Source organism: Candidatus Bathyarchaeota archaeon, from assembly GCA_030739585.1.
Classification (GTDB): domain Archaea; phylum Thermoproteota; class Bathyarchaeia; order TCS64; family TCS64.
In genome coordinates this window covers 197,318-217,951 of record JASLYX010000001.1, presented here as the reverse complement: position 1 = coordinate 217,951, position 20,634 = coordinate 197,318, and the positions used below count along the sequence as shown (strand labels likewise).

Annotated in this window: 23 protein-coding genes; 16 read left to right on the top strand and 7 right to left on the bottom strand. The window is 51.4% G+C overall.

Features of this window, described 5'->3' with window-relative positions; all coding sequences use genetic code 11:
• Positions 1-47: 47 nt before the first annotated feature.
• The gene (locus QGG23_01120; protein ID MDP6048038.1) at positions 48-617 is read left to right on the top strand and encodes a methylated-DNA--[protein]-cysteine S-methyltransferase; all 570 of its coding nucleotides are present in this window, start codon (positions 48-50) and stop codon (positions 615-617) included.
• A gap of 337 nt (positions 618-954) precedes the next feature.
• Entirely contained in the window at positions 955-1,596 is a 642-nt protein-coding gene (gene rnhB / locus QGG23_01115) for a ribonuclease HII (GenBank protein MDP6048037.1), read from the top strand.
• Here the strand turns inward: rnhB and QGG23_01110 are convergent.
• Together QGG23_01110 and QGG23_01105 are read right to left on the bottom strand one after the other, a co-directional pair.
• Positions 1,593-2,285: a fibrillarin-like rRNA/tRNA 2'-O-methyltransferase gene (locus QGG23_01110; protein MDP6048036.1), complete on the bottom strand. Its 693-nt coding sequence runs from the start codon at positions 2,283-2,285 to the stop codon at positions 1,593-1,595. The two genes, rnhB and QGG23_01110, sit on opposite strands and share 4 nt — an antisense overlap.
• Positions 2,286-2,326: 41 nt before the next feature.
• The gene (locus QGG23_01105) at positions 2,327-2,569 is read right to left on the bottom strand and encodes a hypothetical protein (GenBank protein ID MDP6048035.1); all 243 of its coding nucleotides are present in this window, start codon (positions 2,567-2,569) and stop codon (positions 2,327-2,329) included.
• A 267-nt stretch (positions 2,570-2,836) separates the two neighbouring features.
• On the opposite strand from QGG23_01105, the gene QGG23_01100 reads away from it, so the two are divergent.
• A complete protein-coding gene (locus QGG23_01100) occupies positions 2,837-2,968 on the top strand; it encodes a hypothetical protein (GenBank protein ID MDP6048034.1) in 132 nt (43 codons plus the stop codon).
• 86 nt (positions 2,969-3,054) lie between these two features.
• Here the strand turns inward: QGG23_01100 and QGG23_01095 are convergent, their stop codons facing one another.
• On the bottom strand, positions 3,055-4,215 hold the full coding sequence (locus QGG23_01095; protein ID MDP6048033.1) for a hypothetical protein: 1,161 nt from the start codon (positions 4,213-4,215) through the stop codon (positions 3,055-3,057).
• A 52-nt stretch (positions 4,216-4,267) separates the two neighbouring features.
• On the opposite strand from QGG23_01095, the gene QGG23_01090 reads away from it, so the two are divergent.
• The 4 genes from QGG23_01090 (at position 4,268) to QGG23_01075 (ending at position 8,013) form a co-directional block, all read left to right on the top strand.
• A complete protein-coding gene (locus QGG23_01090; protein MDP6048032.1) occupies positions 4,268-5,191 on the top strand; it encodes a dihydroorotate dehydrogenase in 924 nt (307 codons plus the stop codon).
• The gene (locus QGG23_01085; GenBank protein MDP6048031.1) at positions 5,188-5,982 is read left to right on the top strand and encodes a dihydroorotate dehydrogenase electron transfer subunit; all 795 of its coding nucleotides are present in this window, start codon (positions 5,188-5,190) and stop codon (positions 5,980-5,982) included. Before QGG23_01090 ends, QGG23_01085 begins: the two co-directional genes overlap by 4 nt.
• Before the next feature lie 223 nt (positions 5,983-6,205).
• Positions 6,206-6,385: a 30S ribosomal protein S30e gene (locus tag QGG23_01080; protein MDP6048030.1), complete on the top strand. Its 180-nt coding sequence runs from the start codon at positions 6,206-6,208 to the stop codon at positions 6,383-6,385.
• A 44-nt stretch (positions 6,386-6,429) separates the two neighbouring features.
• Entirely contained in the window at positions 6,430-8,013 is a 1,584-nt protein-coding gene (locus QGG23_01075) for a tRNA uridine(34) 5-carboxymethylaminomethyl modification radical SAM/GNAT enzyme Elp3 (protein MDP6048029.1), read from the top strand.
• A gap of 169 nt (positions 8,014-8,182) precedes the next feature.
• On the opposite strand, the gene QGG23_01070 is transcribed toward QGG23_01075, so the two are convergent.
• Positions 8,183-9,634 carry an amidohydrolase family protein gene (locus tag QGG23_01070; protein ID MDP6048028.1) on the bottom strand — a complete coding sequence of 484 codons (1,452 nt, stop codon included), beginning with the start codon at positions 9,632-9,634 and terminating at the stop codon, positions 8,183-8,185.
• A gap of 479 nt (positions 9,635-10,113) precedes the next feature.
• Here QGG23_01070 and QGG23_01065 point away from each other — a divergent pair, with 479 nt between their 5' ends.
• The gene (locus QGG23_01065) at positions 10,114-11,559 is read left to right on the top strand and encodes an amidase family protein (protein ID MDP6048027.1); all 1,446 of its coding nucleotides are present in this window, start codon (positions 10,114-10,116) and stop codon (positions 11,557-11,559) included.
• A 253-nt stretch (positions 11,560-11,812) separates the two neighbouring features.
• Here QGG23_01065 and QGG23_01060 read toward each other — a convergent pair whose 3' ends face one another.
• Both QGG23_01060 and QGG23_01055 read right to left on the bottom strand, forming a co-directional pair.
• Positions 11,813-13,006, bottom strand: coding sequence for an NAD(P)/FAD-dependent oxidoreductase (locus QGG23_01060; GenBank protein MDP6048026.1), 1,194 nt, complete (start codon positions 13,004-13,006; stop codon positions 11,813-11,815).
• A 40-nt stretch (positions 13,007-13,046) separates the two neighbouring features.
• Positions 13,047-13,265 (bottom strand): NFYB/HAP3 family transcription factor subunit, encoded by a 219-nt coding sequence (locus QGG23_01055; protein ID MDP6048025.1) that lies wholly within the window; start codon positions 13,263-13,265, stop codon positions 13,047-13,049.
• Between the two features lie 376 nt (positions 13,266-13,641).
• Between QGG23_01055 and QGG23_01050 the strand changes: the two genes are divergently transcribed.
• From QGG23_01050 to QGG23_01040, 3 genes are all read left to right on the top strand, one after another.
• Positions 13,642-13,842 carry a 30S ribosomal protein S17e gene (locus tag QGG23_01050; GenBank protein MDP6048024.1) on the top strand — a complete coding sequence of 67 codons (201 nt, stop codon included), beginning with the start codon at positions 13,642-13,644 and terminating at the stop codon, positions 13,840-13,842.
• 67 nt (positions 13,843-13,909) lie between these two features.
• A complete protein-coding gene (locus tag QGG23_01045) occupies positions 13,910-14,773 on the top strand; it encodes a hypothetical protein (GenBank protein ID MDP6048023.1) in 864 nt (287 codons plus the stop codon).
• 134 nt (positions 14,774-14,907) lie between these two features.
• A complete protein-coding gene (locus QGG23_01040) occupies positions 14,908-15,051 on the top strand; it encodes a YHS domain-containing protein (protein ID MDP6048022.1) in 144 nt (47 codons plus the stop codon).
• Positions 15,052-15,055: 4 nt separating this feature from the next.
• On the opposite strand, the gene glmS is transcribed toward QGG23_01040, so the two are convergent.
• Complete coding sequence (gene glmS, locus QGG23_01035; protein MDP6048021.1) at positions 15,056-16,879, bottom strand: glutamine--fructose-6-phosphate transaminase (isomerizing); 1,824 nt, start codon at positions 16,877-16,879, stop codon at positions 15,056-15,058.
• 208 nt (positions 16,880-17,087) lie between these two features.
• Between glmS and QGG23_01030 the strand changes: the two genes are divergently transcribed.
• From QGG23_01030 to asnS, 5 genes are all read left to right on the top strand, one after another.
• The gene (locus QGG23_01030) at positions 17,088-18,260 is read left to right on the top strand and encodes an AAA family ATPase (GenBank protein MDP6048020.1); all 1,173 of its coding nucleotides are present in this window, start codon (positions 17,088-17,090) and stop codon (positions 18,258-18,260) included.
• On the top strand, positions 18,250-18,534 hold the full coding sequence (locus tag QGG23_01025) for a winged helix-turn-helix domain-containing protein (GenBank protein MDP6048019.1): 285 nt from the start codon (positions 18,250-18,252) through the stop codon (positions 18,532-18,534). Before QGG23_01030 ends, QGG23_01025 begins: the two co-directional genes overlap by 11 nt.
• A gap of 116 nt (positions 18,535-18,650) precedes the next feature.
• Positions 18,651-18,809, top strand: coding sequence for a hypothetical protein (locus QGG23_01020; GenBank protein MDP6048018.1), 159 nt, complete (start codon positions 18,651-18,653; stop codon positions 18,807-18,809).
• Positions 18,810-18,881: 72 nt separating this feature from the next.
• Entirely contained in the window at positions 18,882-19,151 is a 270-nt protein-coding gene (locus QGG23_01015; protein MDP6048017.1) for an acylphosphatase, read from the top strand.
• A 148-nt stretch (positions 19,152-19,299) separates the two neighbouring features.
• The gene (gene asnS / locus QGG23_01010) at positions 19,300-20,601 is read left to right on the top strand and encodes an asparagine--tRNA ligase (GenBank protein ID MDP6048016.1); all 1,302 of its coding nucleotides are present in this window, start codon (positions 19,300-19,302) and stop codon (positions 20,599-20,601) included.
• The last annotated feature ends 33 nt before the right edge of the window (positions 20,602-20,634 follow it).

The window sequence follows — 20,634 nt, the reverse complement described above, 5'->3', positions numbered from 1 at the left end:
TCCCCCACTTCACTGGAATCAACTCTGGATAAAAGGATGATTGACACTTGGAGAGAATCTATTTCGCCGGGATCAAGACCTCCGTCGGCACCGTCTGGGTCGCCAAAACAAAGAAAGGGGTAGTGCAGGTCCACACTAACTGCAAGAAAGACGGCTTCATCTCAGAGATGACCCGGAAGATTCCCGGGAATTACATCGAGGACCCCACCGTTTTTAAAGCCCTCGAGAAGCAGCTCAGAAAATGGGCCGACGGGAAACCGGTGGATTTCGACTTACTTTTGGACCTAAGGGGCACGGAGTTCCAGATGGAGGTCTGGCGTGCCATTCAGGGGATACCTCACGGAAAGCTCTCATCCTACAAACGGCTGGCCGAGGCCATCGGTAAGCCCAAGGCGGTGAGGGCCGTTGGGAATGCCGTGGGGGCCAACCCATGCGGCATCGTGATACCATGCCACAGAGTCATCTTATCCAATGGGGGAATAGGGGGATTCGGGGGTGGATTCGAGACTGAGAAGATAACCAATAAGAGAAAGCTCCTCATGACCGAGGGAGTCCTTCCCTATGTAGAAGGAAATCCCGAAAAAGAGATGGACCTTACCAGGTTTTTCGAGGACTAGGAACCCATTCTCAGAAGCCAATTTCAAAACCATGCCGAGCGCGAGCAGGGAAGATCCTGCGGACATTATAATATTCCCCAGGGGCGTCGACCCTGGGAAACGATTTTCACGCACGCGGAACTTAAGGATAATGGGCGGGGATTCGTCTGATTCTACGAGGGATCGCTCTTCCGACGACTTTTTGAGGTTCTATAGTTTATGGGTCTGATTCATGCATGTAAACTAGTCTAAAAAAAAGCCACCAAGGTAAAGTCATAGAGTTCGCGCGCGGGGTTGCATCTGAAAGAGAAGGTCACACATTTAATATTCTTTACATCGATGATGCTTTGAAACCATCATGGTTGTTATCGCCGGCGTTGACGAAGCTGGGCGGGGCCCAGCCATAGGCCCCCTCGTCGTTGCGGCAGTGAGCTTCCAAGGGCCTGCAGTAGATTCCCTATTCTCTATGGGGGTGAGAGACTCCAAGGCTCTATCAGCTAGGAGGAGGGACTCCCTAGAAGCAGAAATCAAGGAGGTCTCAGAAGGGCACTCATACTTCGTGCTTCAGCCCTGGGTAATCGATAAGGTGGTAAACCGCGGTCTGAAGCTCAGGAAGCTAAACTATCTTGAGGCGATTGCTATGGCAAAAGCGATCAGAGACCTCCACCCAGACGAGGTCTACGTGGACACCGCGGACGTGCTCCCCGACAGATTTAGGGAAGATATTTTGAAGGTTCTAGGCTGGAGGCCTCATATAGTCTGTGAAAAGAAGGCTGACGTCAACTATCCGGTTGTATCCGCGGCGTCTATCCTGGCTAAAGTGAGGCGAGATCTCCTAGTCTCGGACCTTAGAGAAATCCATGGGGACTTTGGCTCGGGATACCCTAGTGATCCTAAAACTGTGGCCTTTATAGAGGCATGGTTCAAAGAAAACGACCAGCCGCCTCCTTATATGAGAGGCTCCTGGAAGACCATCAAGAAATATACTTACCAGGGCTAGGGCTTGAACATCGCTATTACCAACGCATGATCCTTCTCAAAGGGGTCAAGTTCCAAAGACTCAATGATATCAAAACCCCCTGCCGTAAGCTTTTTGATCTCAGCTCGGTATATTATAAGGGGGTCCTTTGTCGCGTCTATACTCCTAGACTTTATTGCCATAACTACCCAGCCCCCCGACTTTAGAAATACCTGAGCGTTCTCCACTACGATTCTCCCCTGATCTGGCTGGGCGATGTCCGCGTAGATCCCGTCGACCCTTGGAACGATGAGGGCATAGGTTCTGGGTAGCCTGGCATCCCCGAGGATAGGGGAGACGTTCTCCCTGTGCTTGGCCAGGCCCTCCACGAGGTCTCTAATGGGGCGGGGCGCGAAGTCTACCCCCCAGACGTGGCCATCGACTCCGATGATGTCTGAGATATGAGAGCATGTGGTCCCAGAGGCCACGCCAAGATACAGCACATTGTCCCCAAGAGATAATGGTATTTCCTTTAGGCCTTTGACGATGCCCGCAGCTAGCTTGCTCCTGAAAGGGGTCCATTTTCGGTACTCATTTCCTTTGAATGTAATGAGCTGCTCACCATAGAACCTCCTGCTAGGGGTCAGGTTTAGCGTGGCGAGAGCACTCCCTGTCTCACCTTCTAGCCTATAGATCCCAGGGAATATGCGTCTGAGACTCAAATCAGCCATTGTGATGTGTCTGCTTGGTAAAATATGATTTCCTTGCCAGTTCAGGCCTCGGCCTCTACCTGCTGCTCCATAATCTTGGCCTGGTCAACCGCGAGCTTTTGGAGCCACGCCATGGGTGGTCTGAGCTCCCCCACCCTCTTCGCAAAGTGATGACAGTTGAGGTAGGAAGGGCTGTTGCATATCCTTCTGAAGAAGTCGCCGGTGATGTAAATGCCGCAGTCGTGGAGATATGGGCAATCTTTCCTGTTAAGCTTCTTCTGAAAGGCCTCTGATAGCGTCGTCAACCCATCCACACCCAATGAGACTTTTTTATAAGTTATATTTGTAATCTATGATCATTGGATTTATACTTAACTGTATAAAGGTTCAACAATTGTTTTTCGGGGTTTCCATGCGCAAATTTCCCTTCAGTATATTCGGAGTATATGTAACGAATCCACTAAACGGTTTGAAATGCCTAAAGGGAAAAGAGTCTACGTGGATTCGAAGCCTATCTAACGTATATGACGGCTGCGGTCATCTACCTCTCCGAATCAGACAATATCAGAATCATGGTCAAATGGAAAGCCACAACCAGCGCCTTCGATGTGGCTGAGGTGACCAAACGAAGCTGCCTCACCGAACTCAAAATCGGTGCCATAAACATAGGTAAGAAGGAGCTCGGAAAATCAAGCGCAGAGTAGAATGTCTTAACTTTTTTGATTCAGTTAACCAAGCCGAAGAGGTAGATTGAAGTTTATGACACCCGGAAGACTTGATACGCGCGCACTCACTCTGTATCCCGTGGTTCTGACCCTTCATCCAGCTGCCTTCTTAACTCGGTCCCTATGAGGTTCCCCGAAAAGGCATCAGCCCTAGCTGCTAGGGAGAGCTTAGCAGCTAGGGTCCTGGCCGCCTTACCCCTAAGTTTGCGGGGCTTGGCGTGGATGTAGGGATGCTGGAAAATGAGACCGTGCTTTGGAGGATTGGCTCCGGTCTTTTTTGATCGGAATAGAGCCTTCTCGGCCCCTATGACCTGCACCCTACTTGAGGGCATCATCGCGAGCTTTTTGAGCCCCCCAGCTTTTTCTATGAGCTTCGCAGCGAGCACGGAGCCGGCCACTTCGGAGAGGTTTGGGACAGTTTCCTCAGCGATTTGTTTGATGAGCGTTTCCAAGGACGATCTATAGGAGTAAAGAGAGATAAGGTTGGAGGCAAGACCCCTAAGGTGATTCTCATCCTCAGCGACTAGGGATGCTCCCATGGAATTCTTTCCTGCGGAAAGAATCTCATTTACACTATGCCCCAGCTCGAGCTCTCCCAACCTCTCGGGTGAGAAGCGGGATCTGTTCCCGAGTCTATCAACTAGTAGAGCGTAGATTTCATGATCATTAATTACACGGTTTAGCTCAGGGAAGTGGAGACCGTACCACTCTCGGAGCTTTCCTGAGAGCACGTTCAAGGACTTATCAAGCTCATTGAGGAGCTGCACTGTGTGGATAGTTGTTGACCCTCGCTCCGACTGGGCCCTTCGCACATTTTGCATAGTCCTAAGGACGGAGACCTCCCGGCTAAGCGCGTAATACTGGCTCCTGTTCGCAACTGCCCTAAAGTCAACTGCGATGCTCTCTATGTTCTCTCTGATGAAGGATTCGGGCTCAGATCCCTTTATGACCTCGACGTTCATCCCGGTGCCTCTCAGGGCGTAAGCTAAGGGCTCATTTGATAGGATCACCGTCTTGAAGCCCATCTGAGTAAGCTTCTCAAGCATCTCAGACATCTCTCTGGAGGGCTCTCCTGAGGCATGCCTCTCGAGAGCTGCGTTGACCTGCTTTGCGTCCCGAGGGTAGAGGATACGTTCGATGATATCGTTGTCATGGTTGACTGCAAAGATCCCTATCAGCGTCTCGACAATATGGACCCTACTACATGGATCAGCATTTCTGTTCAATCGTGCAACTCCAAAGGTTTTTCAAACGTATGCGTACGTAGATGACAACAGGATGTCCCAATTAAGCCTATCAGTGGACGTCGCAGGTTTAAGACTGCGGAACCCGACCATGAATGCAGCAGGAGTCTTGGGAATATCAGCGCCTCTCTTGAAGCGGGTCTACGACGGAGGAGCTGGGGCCGTAGTAACCAAGAGCTTAGGGCCTAAAGCCAGACAAGGGCATCTAAACCCGACCATGGTGATCGTAGAGGGAGGGTTTCTTAACGCGATGGGGTTACCGAATCCAGGGGCCGAATATTTCGTGGAAACCATAAAGGCGCTCAAGGCAGACGGTGTACCAGTGGTTGCTAGCTTCTTCGGGGAATCCATAGAGGATTTCCGAGATGTAGCTGAACTCCTCTCCGAAGCAGGTGCGGACGCGCTAGAGGTAAACGTCAGCTGCCCCAATGTCCAAGAGGAGATGGGCATGCTGGGGGCAGACTGCCTTAATACAGAAAGAGTCACGGCGGCGGTGAAGGAGGTCTCCAAACCACCTGTCTTCGTGAAGCTTTCCCCTAACGTCACAGATATAGCCGAGATCGCGAGGGCCGCTGAGAGAGGAGGGGCTGACGCCATCACGGCGGTGAACACTCTCAAGGGTATAGCCATCGACACTGATTTCAGGAGGCCTATCCTCACTAATGTAACAGGTGGGCTCTCGGGGCCCGCTCTGAAACCAGTATCTTTAAGATGCGTCTGGGACGTGGCGAATGCCGTTAAAGTGCCCGTGATAGGCTGCGGTGGTATCACAAACTGGAAAGATGCCGTGGAGTTCATGCTCGCTGGGGCCTCTGCAGTAGAAGTCGGAACCGCGATTAGAGAGCGGGGTTTCAGCGTCTATAGTGAACTAACCCGGGGGATCAAGGGCTATCTCGAGGCTAACGGTTTCAGAAGTGTCCGTGAGATCGTAGGACTCGCAAAGGAGGCTAAACTATGAGGACGGTTACGATAAACTGGGTGAAGCGTAATTCACCGGACATGGTAACCCTCTACTTCGAGGATGAGGCTTGTTCCAAGGCCATACCGGGCCAGTACGCTATGATTTGGATACCCGGAGGCGAAGAGATTCCTATGTCCCTCTCAACCATAAGCTCTGCGGGCAACTCCTCTCTGACAGTAAGGGAGATTGGGGACACCACTAAAATCCTATGTAACATGAAGAAAGGGGAGAAGATCGGCGTGAGGGGGCCTTTTGGGAGAGGATTCACGCTAATCGGAAAGCAGCCATTGATCGTGTCCGGGGGATCAGGGATAGCGTCTCTTATTCCTCTTGCTGAGGCGTTTATGGAAAGAGGTATAAAACCGGATTTTATCCTGGGAGTAAGAACCGAGGCGGATCTGGGATTCAGGGGCAGGTTGGAGAAACTTTTGGGTGACAGTATTTTCCTCGCCACAGATGACGGCTCCTTTGGTTTCCATGGCTTCTCCTCCCAGTACGCAGTCAGGCTAATGGATAGGGGTAGCTACGACATCGTCTATACGTGCGGCCCCGAGTTGATGATGGTCTCCATCTTTGACGAGGCTGAGTCCCGGGGGATACCCGTCCAGGCATGTCTGGAGAGGTATATCAAGTGCGCCCACGGTCTCTGCGGTAGCTGTGGTATCGGCCCCTACAGGGTATGCATGGATGGCCCCGTTTTCGACTCGGAGAAGCTCCGGGAGATCAGAGAGGACTTTGGCATCCGCAAAATGGACCCGACGGGGAAAATCGTAAGGGTGAACCATTAGGACTGCACGTGTCGTAACTAATGATCTCAAATTATAGGTTTGGTCGATAGAAAACTGAGGTAAACATCCTATTCAACTGCTTCTACATATGCATTAAGATCACAGGAGGACCCCTGTCCTCGGCATCCAGTAACCCATCACGTCCATCCTGAGAACTTCGATCACGCGCTTTGGGTCAGGAAAGGTTTATAGAGCCCTGCACTGAAGGACTCTTGGTAATTGTATGCCTACACATGGCTCACTTACGAAAGCGGGCAAGGTCCGGGCCCAAACCCCCAAGATTGTGGGTATAGTACGAAAACAACTCCCACCTAGGCGGAAAAACAGATCAAACTACAAAAAGAGAGTCCTTGCAGCCCCAGACCCATTCTCCCAGCGTGGACGAAGGCGTCGGAGAAGATAGCTCCTTTAACCTTTTAACGCCCCCTTCTTAGAGATATTTTCGAGTTGGATACCCCTCATAGGCTTATCATAGAAAGGCTTCTCGCCATTTCCTCCCCCAACCGAAGGGACGTTGAGAGAATCAAGATAGAGGTGAGCCGAGAACACAGCCTTCCTGGGATACCGGGAAACGCTGAGATCATAGCATCCCTCAATCCAGAGGAGAAACGTTTTCTTATCAACGTCTTAAGGAGAAAAGAGGCTCGTGCACTAAGTGGCATCAACGTAGTCGCTGCGATGACTGAGCCCAGGGCTTGCCCCCACGGGAGGTGCTCTTACTGCCCGGGCGGCCCTGACGATGGGACCCCCCAGAGCTACACCGGCCGGGAGCCGGCCTCTATGAGAGGAGCCCAGAACGATTACGACCCATTCAAACAGGTGACAGGTCGTATCGAGCAGCTAAGGAAGATTGGTCACGAGGTGGACAAGGTCGACCTTATCGTGATGGGCGGTACCTTCCCGGCCTCACCACCTGGATACCAAGAATTCTTCATCCACGGATGCCTGGATGCCCTGAACAAGAGACGCTCATCCACTCTGACCGAGGCGAAGGCCTACGCGGAGGGAGCTGCAGTCCGCAACGTGGGCATCACGGTGGAGACCCGCCCCGACTCTCTGGATCCCGCAGAGATCTATAGGCTCCTGGGGCTCGGGGTAACCCGGGTAGAGCTGGGAGTCCAGAACGTCTACAACGATATCTACGAGCTCGTCAATAGGGGCCACACAGTTCAGGACGTGATGGATGCGACAAGGCTACTTAAGGACTTAGGCCTCAAGGTCTGTTATCACATGATGCCGGGTCTCCCCGGATCCAGCCCTGATAGGGATCTAGACGGATTTAGAGAGACATTGGAGAATCCGGCCTTCAAGCCAGACATGATAAAAATCTACCCTACACTGGTTCTCTGTGGGACCAAGCTCTACGATTGGTGGAAAGATGGATCCTATATTCCCCTCACGACAGCTCAGGCAGTGAAACTAGTTGCTGATATGAAGGAGTCTGTACCCCCGTGGGTCAGGATAATGCGAGTTGGGAGGGACATTCCAAGCACAATAATCAAAGCCGGTGTAGATAAGACTAACCTGAGACAGCTAGTACACGAGGAGCTAGATCGACGAGGAAAGCGATGCATCTGCATCCGCTGTAGGGAGGTAGGCCACAAGGATGGTGGGGACTATGTTCCTGAAGCTCTGGAAGTTAGGAAGCGGACCTATAAGGCTTCAGCTGGCATCGAGCACTTGATCTCCGTGGAAGAAATAGGAGGGGATATCCTCGTGGGATTCATCAGGCTCAGGATCCCCTCGGACAGCCCTCTTCAGCCTGATGAGGGGCCTTTATCAGCAATCATTAGGGAGCTCCATGTATACGGTCGGATGGTCCCCGTAGGCACCCGCATCGACTCGGGATGGCAGCACATGGGGTGGGGCAGGAGGCTACTTGAAGAAGCAGAGAAAGTCGTATTAGAGGAGCACGGTGTCAAGAAGCTATATGTGATGAGCGCCCTAGGAACAAAAGAGTACTACGCCAAGTGGGGATACACGAGGGACGGAGCCTACGTCTCTAAGCGCCTCCCTGAAAAGAACATATAATCCAAAACTCAAACATTCCCTCTTTCGTTCTCCCTCCTGCACGTGCGAACGGTCGTTCCTCCAATGGACTGGAAACGACCTAGGAACTTGGGCTAGATTAAATAGGATCTCTATACCCGTTACGCGCACGTTCAAAGCTAAAATATTAGGCCATTGTTAAAAAAGGGATTTAGAGTAGGCCTCTTTTAGCCATCCTTGCAAGTTGAGAGTCCGCCTTCATATAATCCTCCGTGGCTGCGTTGCAGACATCCTCAGCGGCCTGCTGAGCTTCCATGATCACCCTCCTCTCATCCATGGTGAAGACCTCCCGGTTTTCCATGATGACTCTCCCGTCGATGATCACGGTCTCCACCTCGTCGCCTCGGGCGCTATAGACTATGTTGGGGGTGATGTTCCTGACGGGGCGGGAGAGTACAGGAGTCATATGAGGAACCTTCAGGTCCAAGAGGATAAGGTCAGCCTTTTTCCCGGGCTCAAGGCTCCCGATGCGGTCTCCAAGACCGATGGTCTCGGCCCCCTCAATGGTGGCTATCCTAAGCATCTTCCAAGAGGGAAGAACAGTGGGGTCTCTGTGCCTAGACTTGTTAAGGAGAGCGGCAACTTTCATCTCAACCAGCATGTTGTGAGAGTTGTTACCGTTGGCCTGATCTGAGCCGATTGCAGCGCTCTTTCCCCCCAGCTTAATGTAGAGTGCGAGGGGTGGGGTGATCCCGTCGATGATAGCAATGCTCGTAGGGCAGCTCGCGTATCGAACGCCTCTGTCGGCTAGGATGGCAACCTCCTCGTCTGTGGTCTGATGGCAGTGGGCAGCAATGATAGTGTCGTCAAGGAAGCCGATATCATCAAGGTACTGGACTGTAGTGGTACCAAATCGGAGGTCGATCTGGATGGCCTCTCGCCCGCCCTGGGCTACATGGATATGACTCATCATCCCCCGACTGTTTGCTTCCTTTTTGACTCTGAGAAGCAGCTCCTTGCTCATCATGTCAGCTGCGTGAGGGCTGAACATGCAGGTGATCCGTCCTCCCTCTGCTCCGTGCCATTTATCGAGGAAATCAATGGCATTACGGAGTTTCCTCTCCCCAATGTCCTCGAAGAAGATGTAGGGCTCCCGAGCGTCTGGCCTCGAGCCGGCGCCGATCTCGTTGATTGTGTTCGCCATATGGGCCCTGACCCCAGAGGGGGCGAAGACCTTCTCTGCAACAGAGGTCAGGTCTCCCCCAATCTCCCCGATACATGTGGTCCCAGATAGGATCTCCTCCAGGACACCAAGGGCTGTGCCCCGGATTATGTGCTCAGGCTTTGTGTATTGAGTGAAAGGCGAGGCAGTCTTAAGCATCCACTCGATCTCAGGGACATCCTGCCCCATACCCCTCTTGATGGTGTTGGAAGTATGGACATGGGCATCCACAAACCCTGGGAGAACTGCCTTCCCCCTAGCATTAAAGACCTTCTCCGATCCTCGGTGTTCCTTTTCGAGATCCCTCGTCTTACCTACGGCGACTATCTGGTCCCCCACTATTGCGACAGCACCGTCCTCAACCATGCCTACCCCCTTACCGGTCATGGTAAGGATGAATCCATTTTTGATAAATATGCTCTCATATTTTTGTCCTGGCACCTTGAATCTTCTCGGTGTATTTTATCACCCTTCTTTACATCCCAGTAATAAAAAAGATTCTTGTTCAAGGGAAAAACTACTTCTAATCGACAAAAATGGAGCCACAGTTAATTTATTCAAATAGTTAATTAAAACTATGTTATAGTAGATTTAAAATCGCGCACCTGATAGACTAGATCGACTGCGTCACTATGAAGATATCAACCCCGATCAGGCTTTTCGTTGCGCTGATGCGCGGGAGAGATCGCGAGAAACTTGATCACTTTATTCTTCTAACCTAACCCGCCACATCGTACTAGATTCAAGAGAAAGTTTCTCCGAAGTATCCCTCAGATGCGGGAATATAGTGAAGCTCCGTCTATGGAGTAGAAGGACAAGTTCCCCAGTTGATGGGGGATCAAAGATAATTCAACTGCTGCCATGAATAATTTTATCACTTTCACCGGCAAGGTGAGATTGGTGAAATTATGGGAGGTTTGATGGCAGTAAGACTCACTTTCTCATCACTTAAGAACGCGGCAAAGATGATTAGGGATGGCAAAATAACATCCCTAGAGCTCACAGAGCACCTTGTCCGACGCATCGAGAAGCACAATCCGGCCATTAACGCCATCGTGACGTTCACTAAGGAGGAGGCTTTAGCCCAGGCAAAAGCTGCAGACGAGGCTTTCTCAAGAGGAGAATCCTTAGGTCCCTTCCATGGCGTCCCGATAACAATAAAAGACTGCTTTGAAGTTGCGGACGTTCGAACTACCGCCGGGGCGGAGAAACTCTCCGAATACGTCCCAAAGGAGGACTCGGCAACAGTATCCCGCCTAAGGGGTGCAGGCGCCGTGATATTGGGGAAGACTAATGTCCCCGTCTACGCCGGAGACTGGCAGAGCTACAACGAGATCTTTGGGACCACTAGCAACCCCTGGGACCTAGATATGACCCCAGGGGGATCCACAGGAGGCGGAGCAGCAGCAGTTGCCGCAGGACTTAGCTTCATCTCCCTGGGGAGTGACATTGGGGGTTCAATCAGGGTGCCCTCAATCTTCTGCGGGCTTTATGGTCACAAACCCACTATAAAGATCCTACCTTATCGTGGACACATTCCCCGGCGACACACTCCCCTCCTAACGGTTGCGGGACCCATTGCCCGGTGCCCCGAGGACCTCAAGTTGGCCCTGGAAGTGATGGGGGGACCAGATAGAGAGGAGGCTAGGGCATACAGTTGGGCACTGCCCACCTCAAGACATGGTTCCCTCTCGGAGTACAAGATCGGATACGTCCTAGACCACCCTAACTGCCCTTTGACCAAAGAGGTAAAAGAGGCCGTCAGGGTAGCAGTAGATAAATTGAGGGGGGAGGTTTCGACTCTAGAAGAGGGATGGCCGCAAGGAGTAGACCCCGTCAAGCAGTACATTAACTACAGGTTCCTCCATGCCTCAGTCTATGCTTCATTTCTCAAAGATGAGGAGTTCAATGAGCTAAAGGTGAGGGCCAAAGACCAGGACGGTAGCCACGAGGCCTTCATGGCCCTGGGGTGGACGGCGCCTATGAAGCTCTACCATAAGGCCATGGCAGACCGCGCGAAGGCCCAGGCCGCCTGGCAGAAATTCTTCGAGATTCATGACGTATTTCTCCTCCCCGCCTCTTTTACCACAGCTTTCCCTCATGATCACAGCGAACCACAGTGGCAACGGGAGATTCCTACTCCGGAGGGGCCAAGGACCTATGAAGATATCTACTTTTGGATCACTTTCGCCACTCTCACCGGGCTCCCTGCTACCGTAGCACCAATAGGATCCTCATCTTCCGGCTTGCCCATTGGCATCCAAATAATTGGGCCCTATCTAGAAGACGCCACCCCCATTGACTTTGCAACTAGGACAAAACGACTATTTGGGGGTTTCAAGCCACCAGCCGGCTATGAGGAATAGGTCTCTCAACAAACCTTTTCCCCTACCAGATATTGCCGGTCGCGCAGACCCTCTGAAAAATTAGGAATGGGTAGACGAATCGAATAAAAGGAATAAGTCATTGGAAACGCGCGCGATAAAGATTGAATAAACAAAGAAGACTATGTGCATTACGCGCGTGATATTACTTCGCCTTTGTCAGAGGACAGAGAGTTGAATTTAGATTGAAAATCGATTTGTTCCCTCATATTTCCGTGCACTCGTTTTTTTATGATTATTGCGCGAGATAGGCTGACATCAGGCCAATTATCCCTCGGGGAGACCTAGCTATGACCTTCGTAAGGGTTCTAACCACCGATGTGCCATTCGCGAGGTTGAGCACGTCCTCGTTGGTTATGACATTCGCGAGGGTGTTCAGATTCTCATCTGAGAACTTGTCTAACATCTCAACAACCTTTCGGCTGTTCCTGATCCTCTCTCCCCAGTAGCTATTGAACTGGTTCTCGTATTCAGAGAGTCTCTCCGCAGAGACGTTTCCCTCCTCCACAGCCTTAGCCGCGACCTCTCCGGCCATTTTCCCGGACTCTAACCCGGAATGGATGCCTGCCCCGGTGGTGGGTATAAGCTGGCCTGCCGAGTCTCCGGTGAGCATCAGTCCGTCGCTAACGGCTCTTTCGAGTGCACCGGAAACGGGGCAGATGCCCCCATTCACCAGCTGTATCTCAGCGTCTTTGAAGCGTGGGTCGTTCGCGACAAACCGTTTAAGGTATTTTATGGGTGATTCGGTATGGATCTTGCGTACTCCGAGGCCTACATTGGCCACCTCGGCTGACTTTGGGAAAACCCAAGCGTATCCTCCCGGGGAGATCTCTCTTCCGAGGTAGAACTCATTAACCCCTGGATCTTCGAGTTTGAGGCCTCCAAGCTTATATTGAGCGCATGTAACGACATCAGGGAACCATTCACCGAGGCCGGCCTTCCTTCTGACCATGGAGGCATGCCCATCCGCTCCGATGACTACCTTTGCAGATATTTCGAACTCCTCCTCTTTTGAGACTGCCTTCACACCCACAGCGATTCCATCTTTTTGGATCAAATCGGTGGCTTTAGTACTAGTGAAAAGATCAACCCCCGCATCAACCGCTATTTCTGCCAGTAGGCTGTCAAAGACCTCCCTATTGAGGGTGTAACCTTTCCAGTTTTTGGTTGTAAGTTCGAGATAGTTTCTGTTGGGAGCAAAGACTTTCGCCCTAGTTATCTCCTGGCAGACGACAGGAGGCTTCGGTTCAATCCCCGCGTCCTTAAGGCCTCCTAAGCTGAGACCTTCCGCGCAGTAAATGGGATGCCCCACTCTTTGATGCTCCTCAAGAAGAATTGTGGAGGCTCCGTTCTCCGCTGCAACTCGTGCAGCGAGGCTCCCAGCAGGCCCGGCTCCTACAACTACGATATCACATTCTATTGATCGCATGGCAAATCATCCACAGACCCAAGATAGGAAGTATATTATATTATCGACCTAAAACCTTGTTAGCGGCTATGTCAATGTCTCTAGCTTTCACGGTTTTGCGACCGGCGTGTCGAGCGTAATCGATGGCCTCCTGAGCTACCTTAACACCGATTTCCTCTAAGGCTCTTCCCAAGGCTGTGGCGCTCTCCTCACTTACCCGTGCTGCTCCTGCCCGTTTAATCAGCTTATGCATCGGCGCAACCTTAATTTCGTTCGTCATTTGAGACCCTTCTATTTTTATGTTTTTTCTTGGGAAATATTTAATTCTTTCGCCCATTTTCCCAAGGAGGCTCAGGTAAAGGCTTCTTTCATAAAGACATATCCCCATAGGAAGTTATCGAACATAAGAGCCCCAATAAAGAAAATTAATCCTATCTGATTTTTCTAATACAATTCATGGATTAAATGCATAGTCATTCATGCCTGTGAGGAGGATTACCTTATTTAATCAGGATCGCTACTTTAATTTTTGAAAGTGTTTCTTTACCCATTGTCTATGTTTGTGGCGAGAAGAACTCGAATCAAACGGTAATCTTTAAAACCCGGGGAGGTTTCCATATCTCCGCACAACCCGGATATCTACCAAGGTGACTAAATTGGGTAAAGTACGGACAGAAATGATCAAACGGATCAGCCATAAACTCGTCGATAATTACGAGAGGAGTTTCACAACGGAGTTTGAGCCGAATAAGCAGTTCCTCAAAGAGATCGGCTTGGATGTATCCAAGAAGCTGAGAAACAAGATCGCCGGCTACGTGACCAGGATTATGACGATCGAGGCGACCCTAGAGATCTAAGTTCTTTTGATGGAACGGTCTTTATCATTTCATTCATCATACATATAACTACAAGAGCCTAATTCTCTTGAACAATGTGATCTCCTCCCGTCCCGTTTCATATACCATTAATGGTGACGGAATCCAACTAGATATCGCCTTAGTCGAAATCAATAAATTACTTCTCCACGAGGAGACGATCCAAAAAAACGTGGATGAGCTTTTCGCGGAGATCGAAAGAACTGGAATCCTAAAGTCTCCTGTCATCGTGGGCAGGGAGTTCCTTGTGGTCCTCGATGGTATGCACAGGGTAGAGGTCTTAAAAAATATGGGCTGCAGGTTCATGTGTGTCTGCCTCGTTGATTATATGAGCCCAAGGATCAAGATTGACCGCTGGTGTAGGGTCGTCTTGTCTCAGATACCTATTGAGGAGATAATTACCGACTTTGGAGATCTCGGAGTCGTCACCAGAACGGTAAGTTCTGCCAGCGAAGGGGAGAGTCTTATGCTGATGTTAGAGGAGGGCTACTACAAGGTGACGACTCATGAAAATGGGATCATCTCAGGTTTTGCGACTGTAACCAACATAGAAGCATGGCTGCGCCGGAAAGGTCACACTATACGCTACGAGACGGAGAGGGACGCTACTAGGATGCTTAAACAACGTGAGGCAGGATTCGTGCTTTGCCCTCCCGCTATCCAAAAAAAACATGTCATCGAGATAAGTATATCGGGGAGTGTATTCCCTCCGAAGGCGACACGCCATATCATCCCGGCACGCCCCTTCGGTATTGATGTACCTATTGAACTTCTCAAGGACAAAGTGATCAGCATTGCAGAAGCAAACCGCCAACTATCAATATTGCTTGAGAATAAGTCCATACGGAGAATTCCTCCAGGTTACCGATGGGGCTCCCGCCGCTATGAAGAAGCAATCTATCTATTCAAGTAAATCAATAGAAAATTAGCGCATATAGCGTCATAACTGAAACCAATCCAGCCCAATGAAGAAAGAGACTACCTTGGAATAGTCGCATCCATACGAAACACTTGAAAGCCACCGATAAGTACACAATTCGAACTAATATGGCGCGAGATCCGATATGTGGGATGACCGTGAACGAAGAGACGGCCAAATGGACCAGCGAACACGAGGGAAAAAGATACTTTTTCTGCAAAGAAAGGTGCAAACTCTCTTTCGAGAAAGCCCCCTCAAGATTTGTTAAATAGCACTCTAAGGGACTGTGACACTCTTCGCTAAGTTCCGGGGCATGTCGGGATCCAGATCCTTCTGAACAGCCAAGTAGTACGAAAACAGCTGGAGAGGCACCACATATGGTATCGGCGAGAAAATGTCCTTTATCCCCTTGGGCATTTCGATAACGTCGTCGGAAAGACCTATGATCTCATGATCCCCCTCCTCACACACCGATATAATCCGGGCTCCTCGAGCCTTCATCTCCATGATGCCTCCCACGATACCCTTCCGAGATTCCCCCCTCGGGCAAAGGAATATCACGGGGACCCCCTCCTCAATAATGCTTATGGGACCATGCTTGCTCTCACCCGCCGGGTAAGCAAGGGAGGGCACATATGTGAGTTCGAGGAGCTTCAGCCTTGCTTCGAGGGCTGTCGAAGAGCTTATCCCCCTCCCGAGGAACACGAAAAGCTGTTCCCCCCCGTATTTATCAACGAGGTCCATGACGTGCGTCTTGTTTCGGTTAAGCGTCTCCTCCACCACATCGGGGATCCTTAGAAGGTTCTCCCTGAAGTCGTCTCCCTCGTCCTGAGATATTTTTCCTTTCATCAGAGCTAGTCTAAGAGCTAGCTGGGCGAGAACCATGAGCTGGGAGGTGAAGGTCTTGGTGGCGGCGACTCCAATCTCTGGGCCCGACTGCTGTATAATATAGGCCCTGGATACCCTGGTAAGAGTTGACCCTACGGAGTTGGTGATGCCGAGGACAGTGCTCGCCTTCATCCTGGCATAGTCAATAGCCTTCAATGTATCATATGTCTCACCTGACTGGCTCACACAGAGAACGACGGAATCAACTCCAACGGATGATCCGTACTGCTCGATAAACTCTGAAGAGATAGCGGGGAAGGCAGTTATCCGGGCGAGCCTAGAGAACATATAGGAGGCTGCAATGCATGAGTGATAAGAGGTACCTGCAGCTAAAAGGAAAACCTCCCTCCCCCTATCAAGGAGTGCTGTGAGGAGACCCAAGTATTGTGGTTGAAGCCTCAGAGCACCTCTAAGGCTGGTAGGCTGCTCATTGATCTCCTTTATCGTGAAGTGGGGGTAGCCATGCTTCTCGGCCATCTCCTGGGACCAGGTGATCTCCTCAAGGCTCCGCTCCACAACGGTGCTGTCACTCACCAGCCGGATCTCGTATCCGTCCTGGTCTAGTATCGCGAACTCCCCGTTCCTGAGGTAAACCACTTGGTTGGTGTAAGGAAGCATAGCAGGGACGTCAGAGGCGCAGTAAGTACCGTCCTTGGAGACCCCTAGGACAAGTGGACTCTCGTTTCTAGCTACTAGGATCTTGCCAGGGTCCAAGGTGGATATCACAGCGATGGCGTAGGATCCCTCAAGGCGTCTGATGGATTTGAGAACTGCCTCTTGGAGGGATATATCACCTTTAAGCTCCTCCTCAATGAGATGGGCGATTATCTCGGTATCAGTCCTAGACTTGAGGATGTGCGACTTGTTGAGGAGCTCCTCTTTAAGCTCCATAAAGTTCTCTATTACCCCGTTATGGATGACGGCAAGGTTCCCATTACAGTCCGTATGAGGGTGGGCGTTCACCATTTCTGGGGCTCCGTGGGTGGCCCACCGTGTGTGACCTATTCCCATCGAGCCTGGCATGTTGTTCATCTTTAGCCTCCGAACGACGTCGTCAATGCGCCCCGCGTCCTTTTTCACCTGGAGTGTACCAGCATCTATGGTCGCGAAGCCCACCGAGTCGTATCCTCGGTACTCTAGCCTCTTGAGACCGTCGTGAATAAGAGGGGCGATCGCCCCTTTCTTGAGTACGCCACCAAAAATTCCGCACATGTTATTCGCTCCCCACAGTTAATGGTTAACTAGTATCTGTCTCGAAACGCCTATTTTAAGGTCGCTTACCTGAGATATAGCGAATCTGAAACAATATACATTTTTTTCTGGATTGAAGAGTACTTTCACCCACCCCTCCTCATACAGTCTGCTAGAACGGACACAAAATATAAATTGATGACTGAAAGACTCCAAAGTTGGAGAGAACATGAGCCGTTTCAAAAGCGTCTTTATTGATAAGACGGTTCTAGACTTCAACTATGTCCCCGAGAGACTAATACATAGAGATAGCGAGGCTAAGTTCCTCTCCAGTCTGTTCCAGTTCATTGTGGATGCCCCCTATGAGATGAGCCAAAGGGCCCTCATCATCGGGGGAGTCGGGAGCGGTAAGACAGCCCTGGCCCAAAGATTCGGTCTCGATCTCCTCGAAAAGGCGAAGCGCCGCAGAGTAAGGGCCGAGTACGTTCATGTCAACTGTCGGGAGAGCCGCGGAAGCCTCTTCATGGTACTTCAGAGGGCGTTGAGGCGCTTCCGTCCCAATTTCCCCGACCGGGGATATTCCTCCAACGAGATCTTGGACACATTGATGAAAATCCTCGATGAGGAGGACACCCAGCTCGTACTCTGCCTTGATGAGGTGAACGCCCTCATCGAGAAAGAGGGAGGGGACGCCATCTACAATCTCAGCAGGGTCCAGGAAGAGAGGCTGGACGGGCCGAGACGCCTCAGCATCATATTCATCTCCAAAAGCTCGGAGATCTTCAGGAAGCTAGACAGAAGCACCCTAAGCACTCTCCAGAGGAACGTGATCCGGATGTCGGAGTACACCACTTCCCAGCTCTCAGCCATCATAATTAGCAGAGTAGAGAGGGCGTTCAGACCTGGCGCGATGTCCCCGAATATCATTGACTTCATTGGAGAACTAGCCGCCTCAGAAAGAGGGGATGCTAGATACGCTATTGACCTCCTTTATGGATCGGGGATGCACGCTAACATATTGTACTCCCAGGAGGTGCTTCCAGAGCACGTCCGGAAGGCCGCGGCAGGCCTCTTCCCAGCAATCAGGCCCGAGGAGCTCCGGGGGATGAGTCGCCATGAGCAGCTCACCCTCCTGGGGATCGCTCGGTTCTTCCTCCACAACCGAGAGGCTAAGGCGACAACGGGGGAAGCGGAGACGAGCTACAGGGTGGTCTGTGAGGAGTATGGGGAGGAGCCTAGAGGACACACCCAATTCTGGAAGTACCTTAACGCGTTGAGCAGTCTCGGAGCCATCTCGACGGAGCTCAACGCCTCAGAGAAGGGGAGAACCCAGCTCATTGGACTCCAAAAAATGCCGGCCGGGGAGCTTGAGAAGAGGATAGTGAAGATCATTGGGAGATAATAAGATCGAGGTTGAGGCGCTCATAGGCTCCCGAGGCAGGGTCCGGGTCCTACGCGTCCTCTCGGAGACCAGGGAGATGAACATCAGCGAGGTAGGACGGCGCACAGGAATGAACTACACCAGCGTAGAGCGTCATCTAGAGGCCCTCAGGGAGCTGGGGCTCCTCAAGGAGAAGAGGTATGGGAAGATCAGGATCTACGAGGCCACTTTCAATAGACTCACAATTAGGTTCGAGAGGGACCGGGGCGTCAGGATCGACGTGGATGACTCCTAATTGTACTAGAAGAGGGATGCCAGAGCCTACTATTTATGACTGAGTTACTATTATAAACAGATCATAATAAGTCTATTTTTTATTTATAATCTACATTCATTAAGTGGTGTATCAAAATGGAGGAGATATCTCCCGATCCAAAAAGAAAAACCATCTCGTTTGCAATAGTATTTCCGGATATAGCATTTATAGCAAGACTTGCTAAGATAGCAAGGATAGAAGAGATACCAAGAAAAGTACTCGTCATGGATCGCCTCAATCACGGATTAGATTAGAATAAAACTAGGTACGGTCAAACGGCGATGGAGAGTTTCTCAGAGGGGACCGCACGCGCTGGATCTGACAAGATGAGAGCTCATATCTACATTTCAGGGCGGGTCCAAGGGGTCTACTTTCGCAGGAACACAGTGAACCAGGCACTGCAGCTGGGGCTAAAGGGTTGGGTGAGAAACCTCCCTGACAGGAGAGTTGAAACTGTCGTAGAGGGGAATGAGGAAAATATTAAGGAGTTCATTAGGTGGTGCCATAAGGGACCACCTCTCGCGATCGTGAGGGGAGTCGAGGTTTCCAAGCAAAGACCGAGAGGAGAGTTCCAGACCTTCAGAGTTTTGAAATAAGAAGACTCTCCCTGCCTGACAGGGGTTGTATCGCACGTACATCGCCCCCTCATTATAACTCGTTTGTGGATGAAGACTTGGAGGTTTCTTTCGGGGCTCCCAGGAAAAGAGTCATTAATATCCACTCTAGAAGAGTGTTTGGTCTAGAATGGTTTTCGTAAGCGTCGCTGATGTCCTCTCCGGTAAGATCTCAGGGGAGACCTCGGTAAGAGGTTGGATCAATAACAGCAGGAGCAGCGGGGGGATCATGTTCATATTGCTAAGAGATGGATCTGGCCTCCTTCAGTGTACCGTAAGGCGGGAGGCAATAGAGAATGAACTTTATCGGACGCTGGAGAATCTTCCCCTGGAGTCTGCTCTGGAGCTCTCAGGGATGATCCGGGAGGACGGAAGAGCCCCCGGGGGCTGGGAGCTCTCTGTGTCAGGGACCGGTGCGATCTACCCGGCGAAGGCTGACTATCCCCTTGTGAAGAAGGAGCACGGCGTGGAGTTCCTCGCTGACAACAGGCATATTTATGTTAGAGACCTTAGGCTACAGAACATCTTCCAGATCCGGGCAAAGTTTATGGAGGCTGCCCGGGACTGGTTCCGAGATCAGGGCTACACCGAGACCCAGAGCCCCAGCTTTATGACTGCAAGTGTAGAGGGGGGCTCTACGCTGTTTAACGTGGAGTATTTTGAGAGAAAGGGGGTTTACCTCACCCAAAGCTGGCAGCTTTATGCTGAGGCGATGATCAGCAGTCTAGGTAAGATCTACACCATCGCGCCGAGCTTCAGGGCGGAACCGCACAGGACCCGGAGGCATCTCAGTGAGTTCTGGCATCTAGAAGTGGAAGAGCCTTGGACGGATCTAGCGGGGATCATGCGCACCGGGGACGCCCTGGTAACTCATATTGCGCATACGCTCGCGAATGAGATTCCGGAGAAAGTGAGGCGGGTCGGTCGGGACCCGTCGATGCTCTTGAAGCTGGATGCGCCGTTCCCCCGAATCAGCTACGATGAGGCGGTAGAGCTCGTGCAAGGAGAGGGGGTGGAGATGTTGTGGGGGGACGACTTCGGCTGGCAGCAGGAAGGCCCCCTGACCCGCAAGTTCGACTCACCGTTCTGGGTCATCGGGTTCCCTAGCGGGATCAAGCCGTTCTACCATATGCCTGACCCGGACCGTGCTGAGGTAACAATGTCTGGAGACCTGATGGCGCCGGAGGGATACGGGGAGATCATCGGTGGAGGCCAGAGGGTCCACAATTACGATCAGCTGCTACAGCGAATACATGACGATGGACTGGATCCAGACAACTATAGCTGGTATATGGATCTGAGGAGGTGGGGAACTGTACCTCACAGCGGCTTTGGTTTAGGGGTGGAAAGGGTGATCATGTGGATGCTGGGGCTGGAGCATATACGAGACACGATCCCGTTCCCCAGGGACATGAGACGGGTCTTCCCCTAGCATATCATTGATTGAACTCCTTCCACCTAGTCC

What these genes read in the sequence shown, in the direction of transcription:
- rnhB (MDP6048037.1), top strand. Translation starts at nt 955, where the DNA reads ATGGTTGTTATCGCCGGCGTTGACGAAGCTGGGCGGGGCCCAGCCATA.
- QGG23_01110 (MDP6048036.1), bottom strand. Translation starts at nt 2,285, where the DNA reads ATGGCTGATTTGAGTCTCAGACGCATATTCCCTGGGATCTATAGGCTA.
- QGG23_01100 (MDP6048034.1), top strand. Translation starts at nt 2,837, where the DNA reads ATGGTCAAATGGAAAGCCACAACCAGCGCCTTCGATGTGGCTGAGGTG.
- QGG23_01090 (MDP6048032.1), top strand. Translation starts at nt 4,268, where the DNA reads ATGTCCCAATTAAGCCTATCAGTGGACGTCGCAGGTTTAAGACTGCGG.
- QGG23_01085 (MDP6048031.1), top strand. Translation starts at nt 5,188, where the DNA reads ATGAGGACGGTTACGATAAACTGGGTGAAGCGTAATTCACCGGACATG.
- QGG23_01080 (MDP6048030.1), top strand. Translation starts at nt 6,206, where the DNA reads ATGCCTACACATGGCTCACTTACGAAAGCGGGCAAGGTCCGGGCCCAA.
- QGG23_01065 (MDP6048027.1), top strand. Translation starts at nt 10,114, where the DNA reads ATGGCAGTAAGACTCACTTTCTCATCACTTAAGAACGCGGCAAAGATG.
- QGG23_01060 (MDP6048026.1), bottom strand. Translation starts at nt 13,006, where the DNA reads ATGCGATCAATAGAATGTGATATCGTAGTTGTAGGAGCCGGGCCTGCT.
- QGG23_01055 (MDP6048025.1), bottom strand. Translation starts at nt 13,265, where the DNA reads ATGACGAACGAAATTAAGGTTGCGCCGATGCATAAGCTGATTAAACGG.
- QGG23_01040 (MDP6048022.1), top strand. Translation starts at nt 14,908, where the DNA reads ATGGCGCGAGATCCGATATGTGGGATGACCGTGAACGAAGAGACGGCC.
- glmS (MDP6048021.1), bottom strand. Translation starts at nt 16,879, where the DNA reads ATGTGCGGAATTTTTGGTGGCGTACTCAAGAAAGGGGCGATCGCCCCT.
- QGG23_01030 (MDP6048020.1), top strand. Translation starts at nt 17,088, where the DNA reads ATGAGCCGTTTCAAAAGCGTCTTTATTGATAAGACGGTTCTAGACTTC.
- QGG23_01020 (MDP6048018.1), top strand. Translation starts at nt 18,651, where the DNA reads ATGGAGGAGATATCTCCCGATCCAAAAAGAAAAACCATCTCGTTTGCA.
- QGG23_01015 (MDP6048017.1), top strand. Translation starts at nt 18,882, where the DNA reads ATGAGAGCTCATATCTACATTTCAGGGCGGGTCCAAGGGGTCTACTTT.
- asnS (MDP6048016.1), top strand. Translation starts at nt 19,300, where the DNA reads ATGGTTTTCGTAAGCGTCGCTGATGTCCTCTCCGGTAAGATCTCAGGG.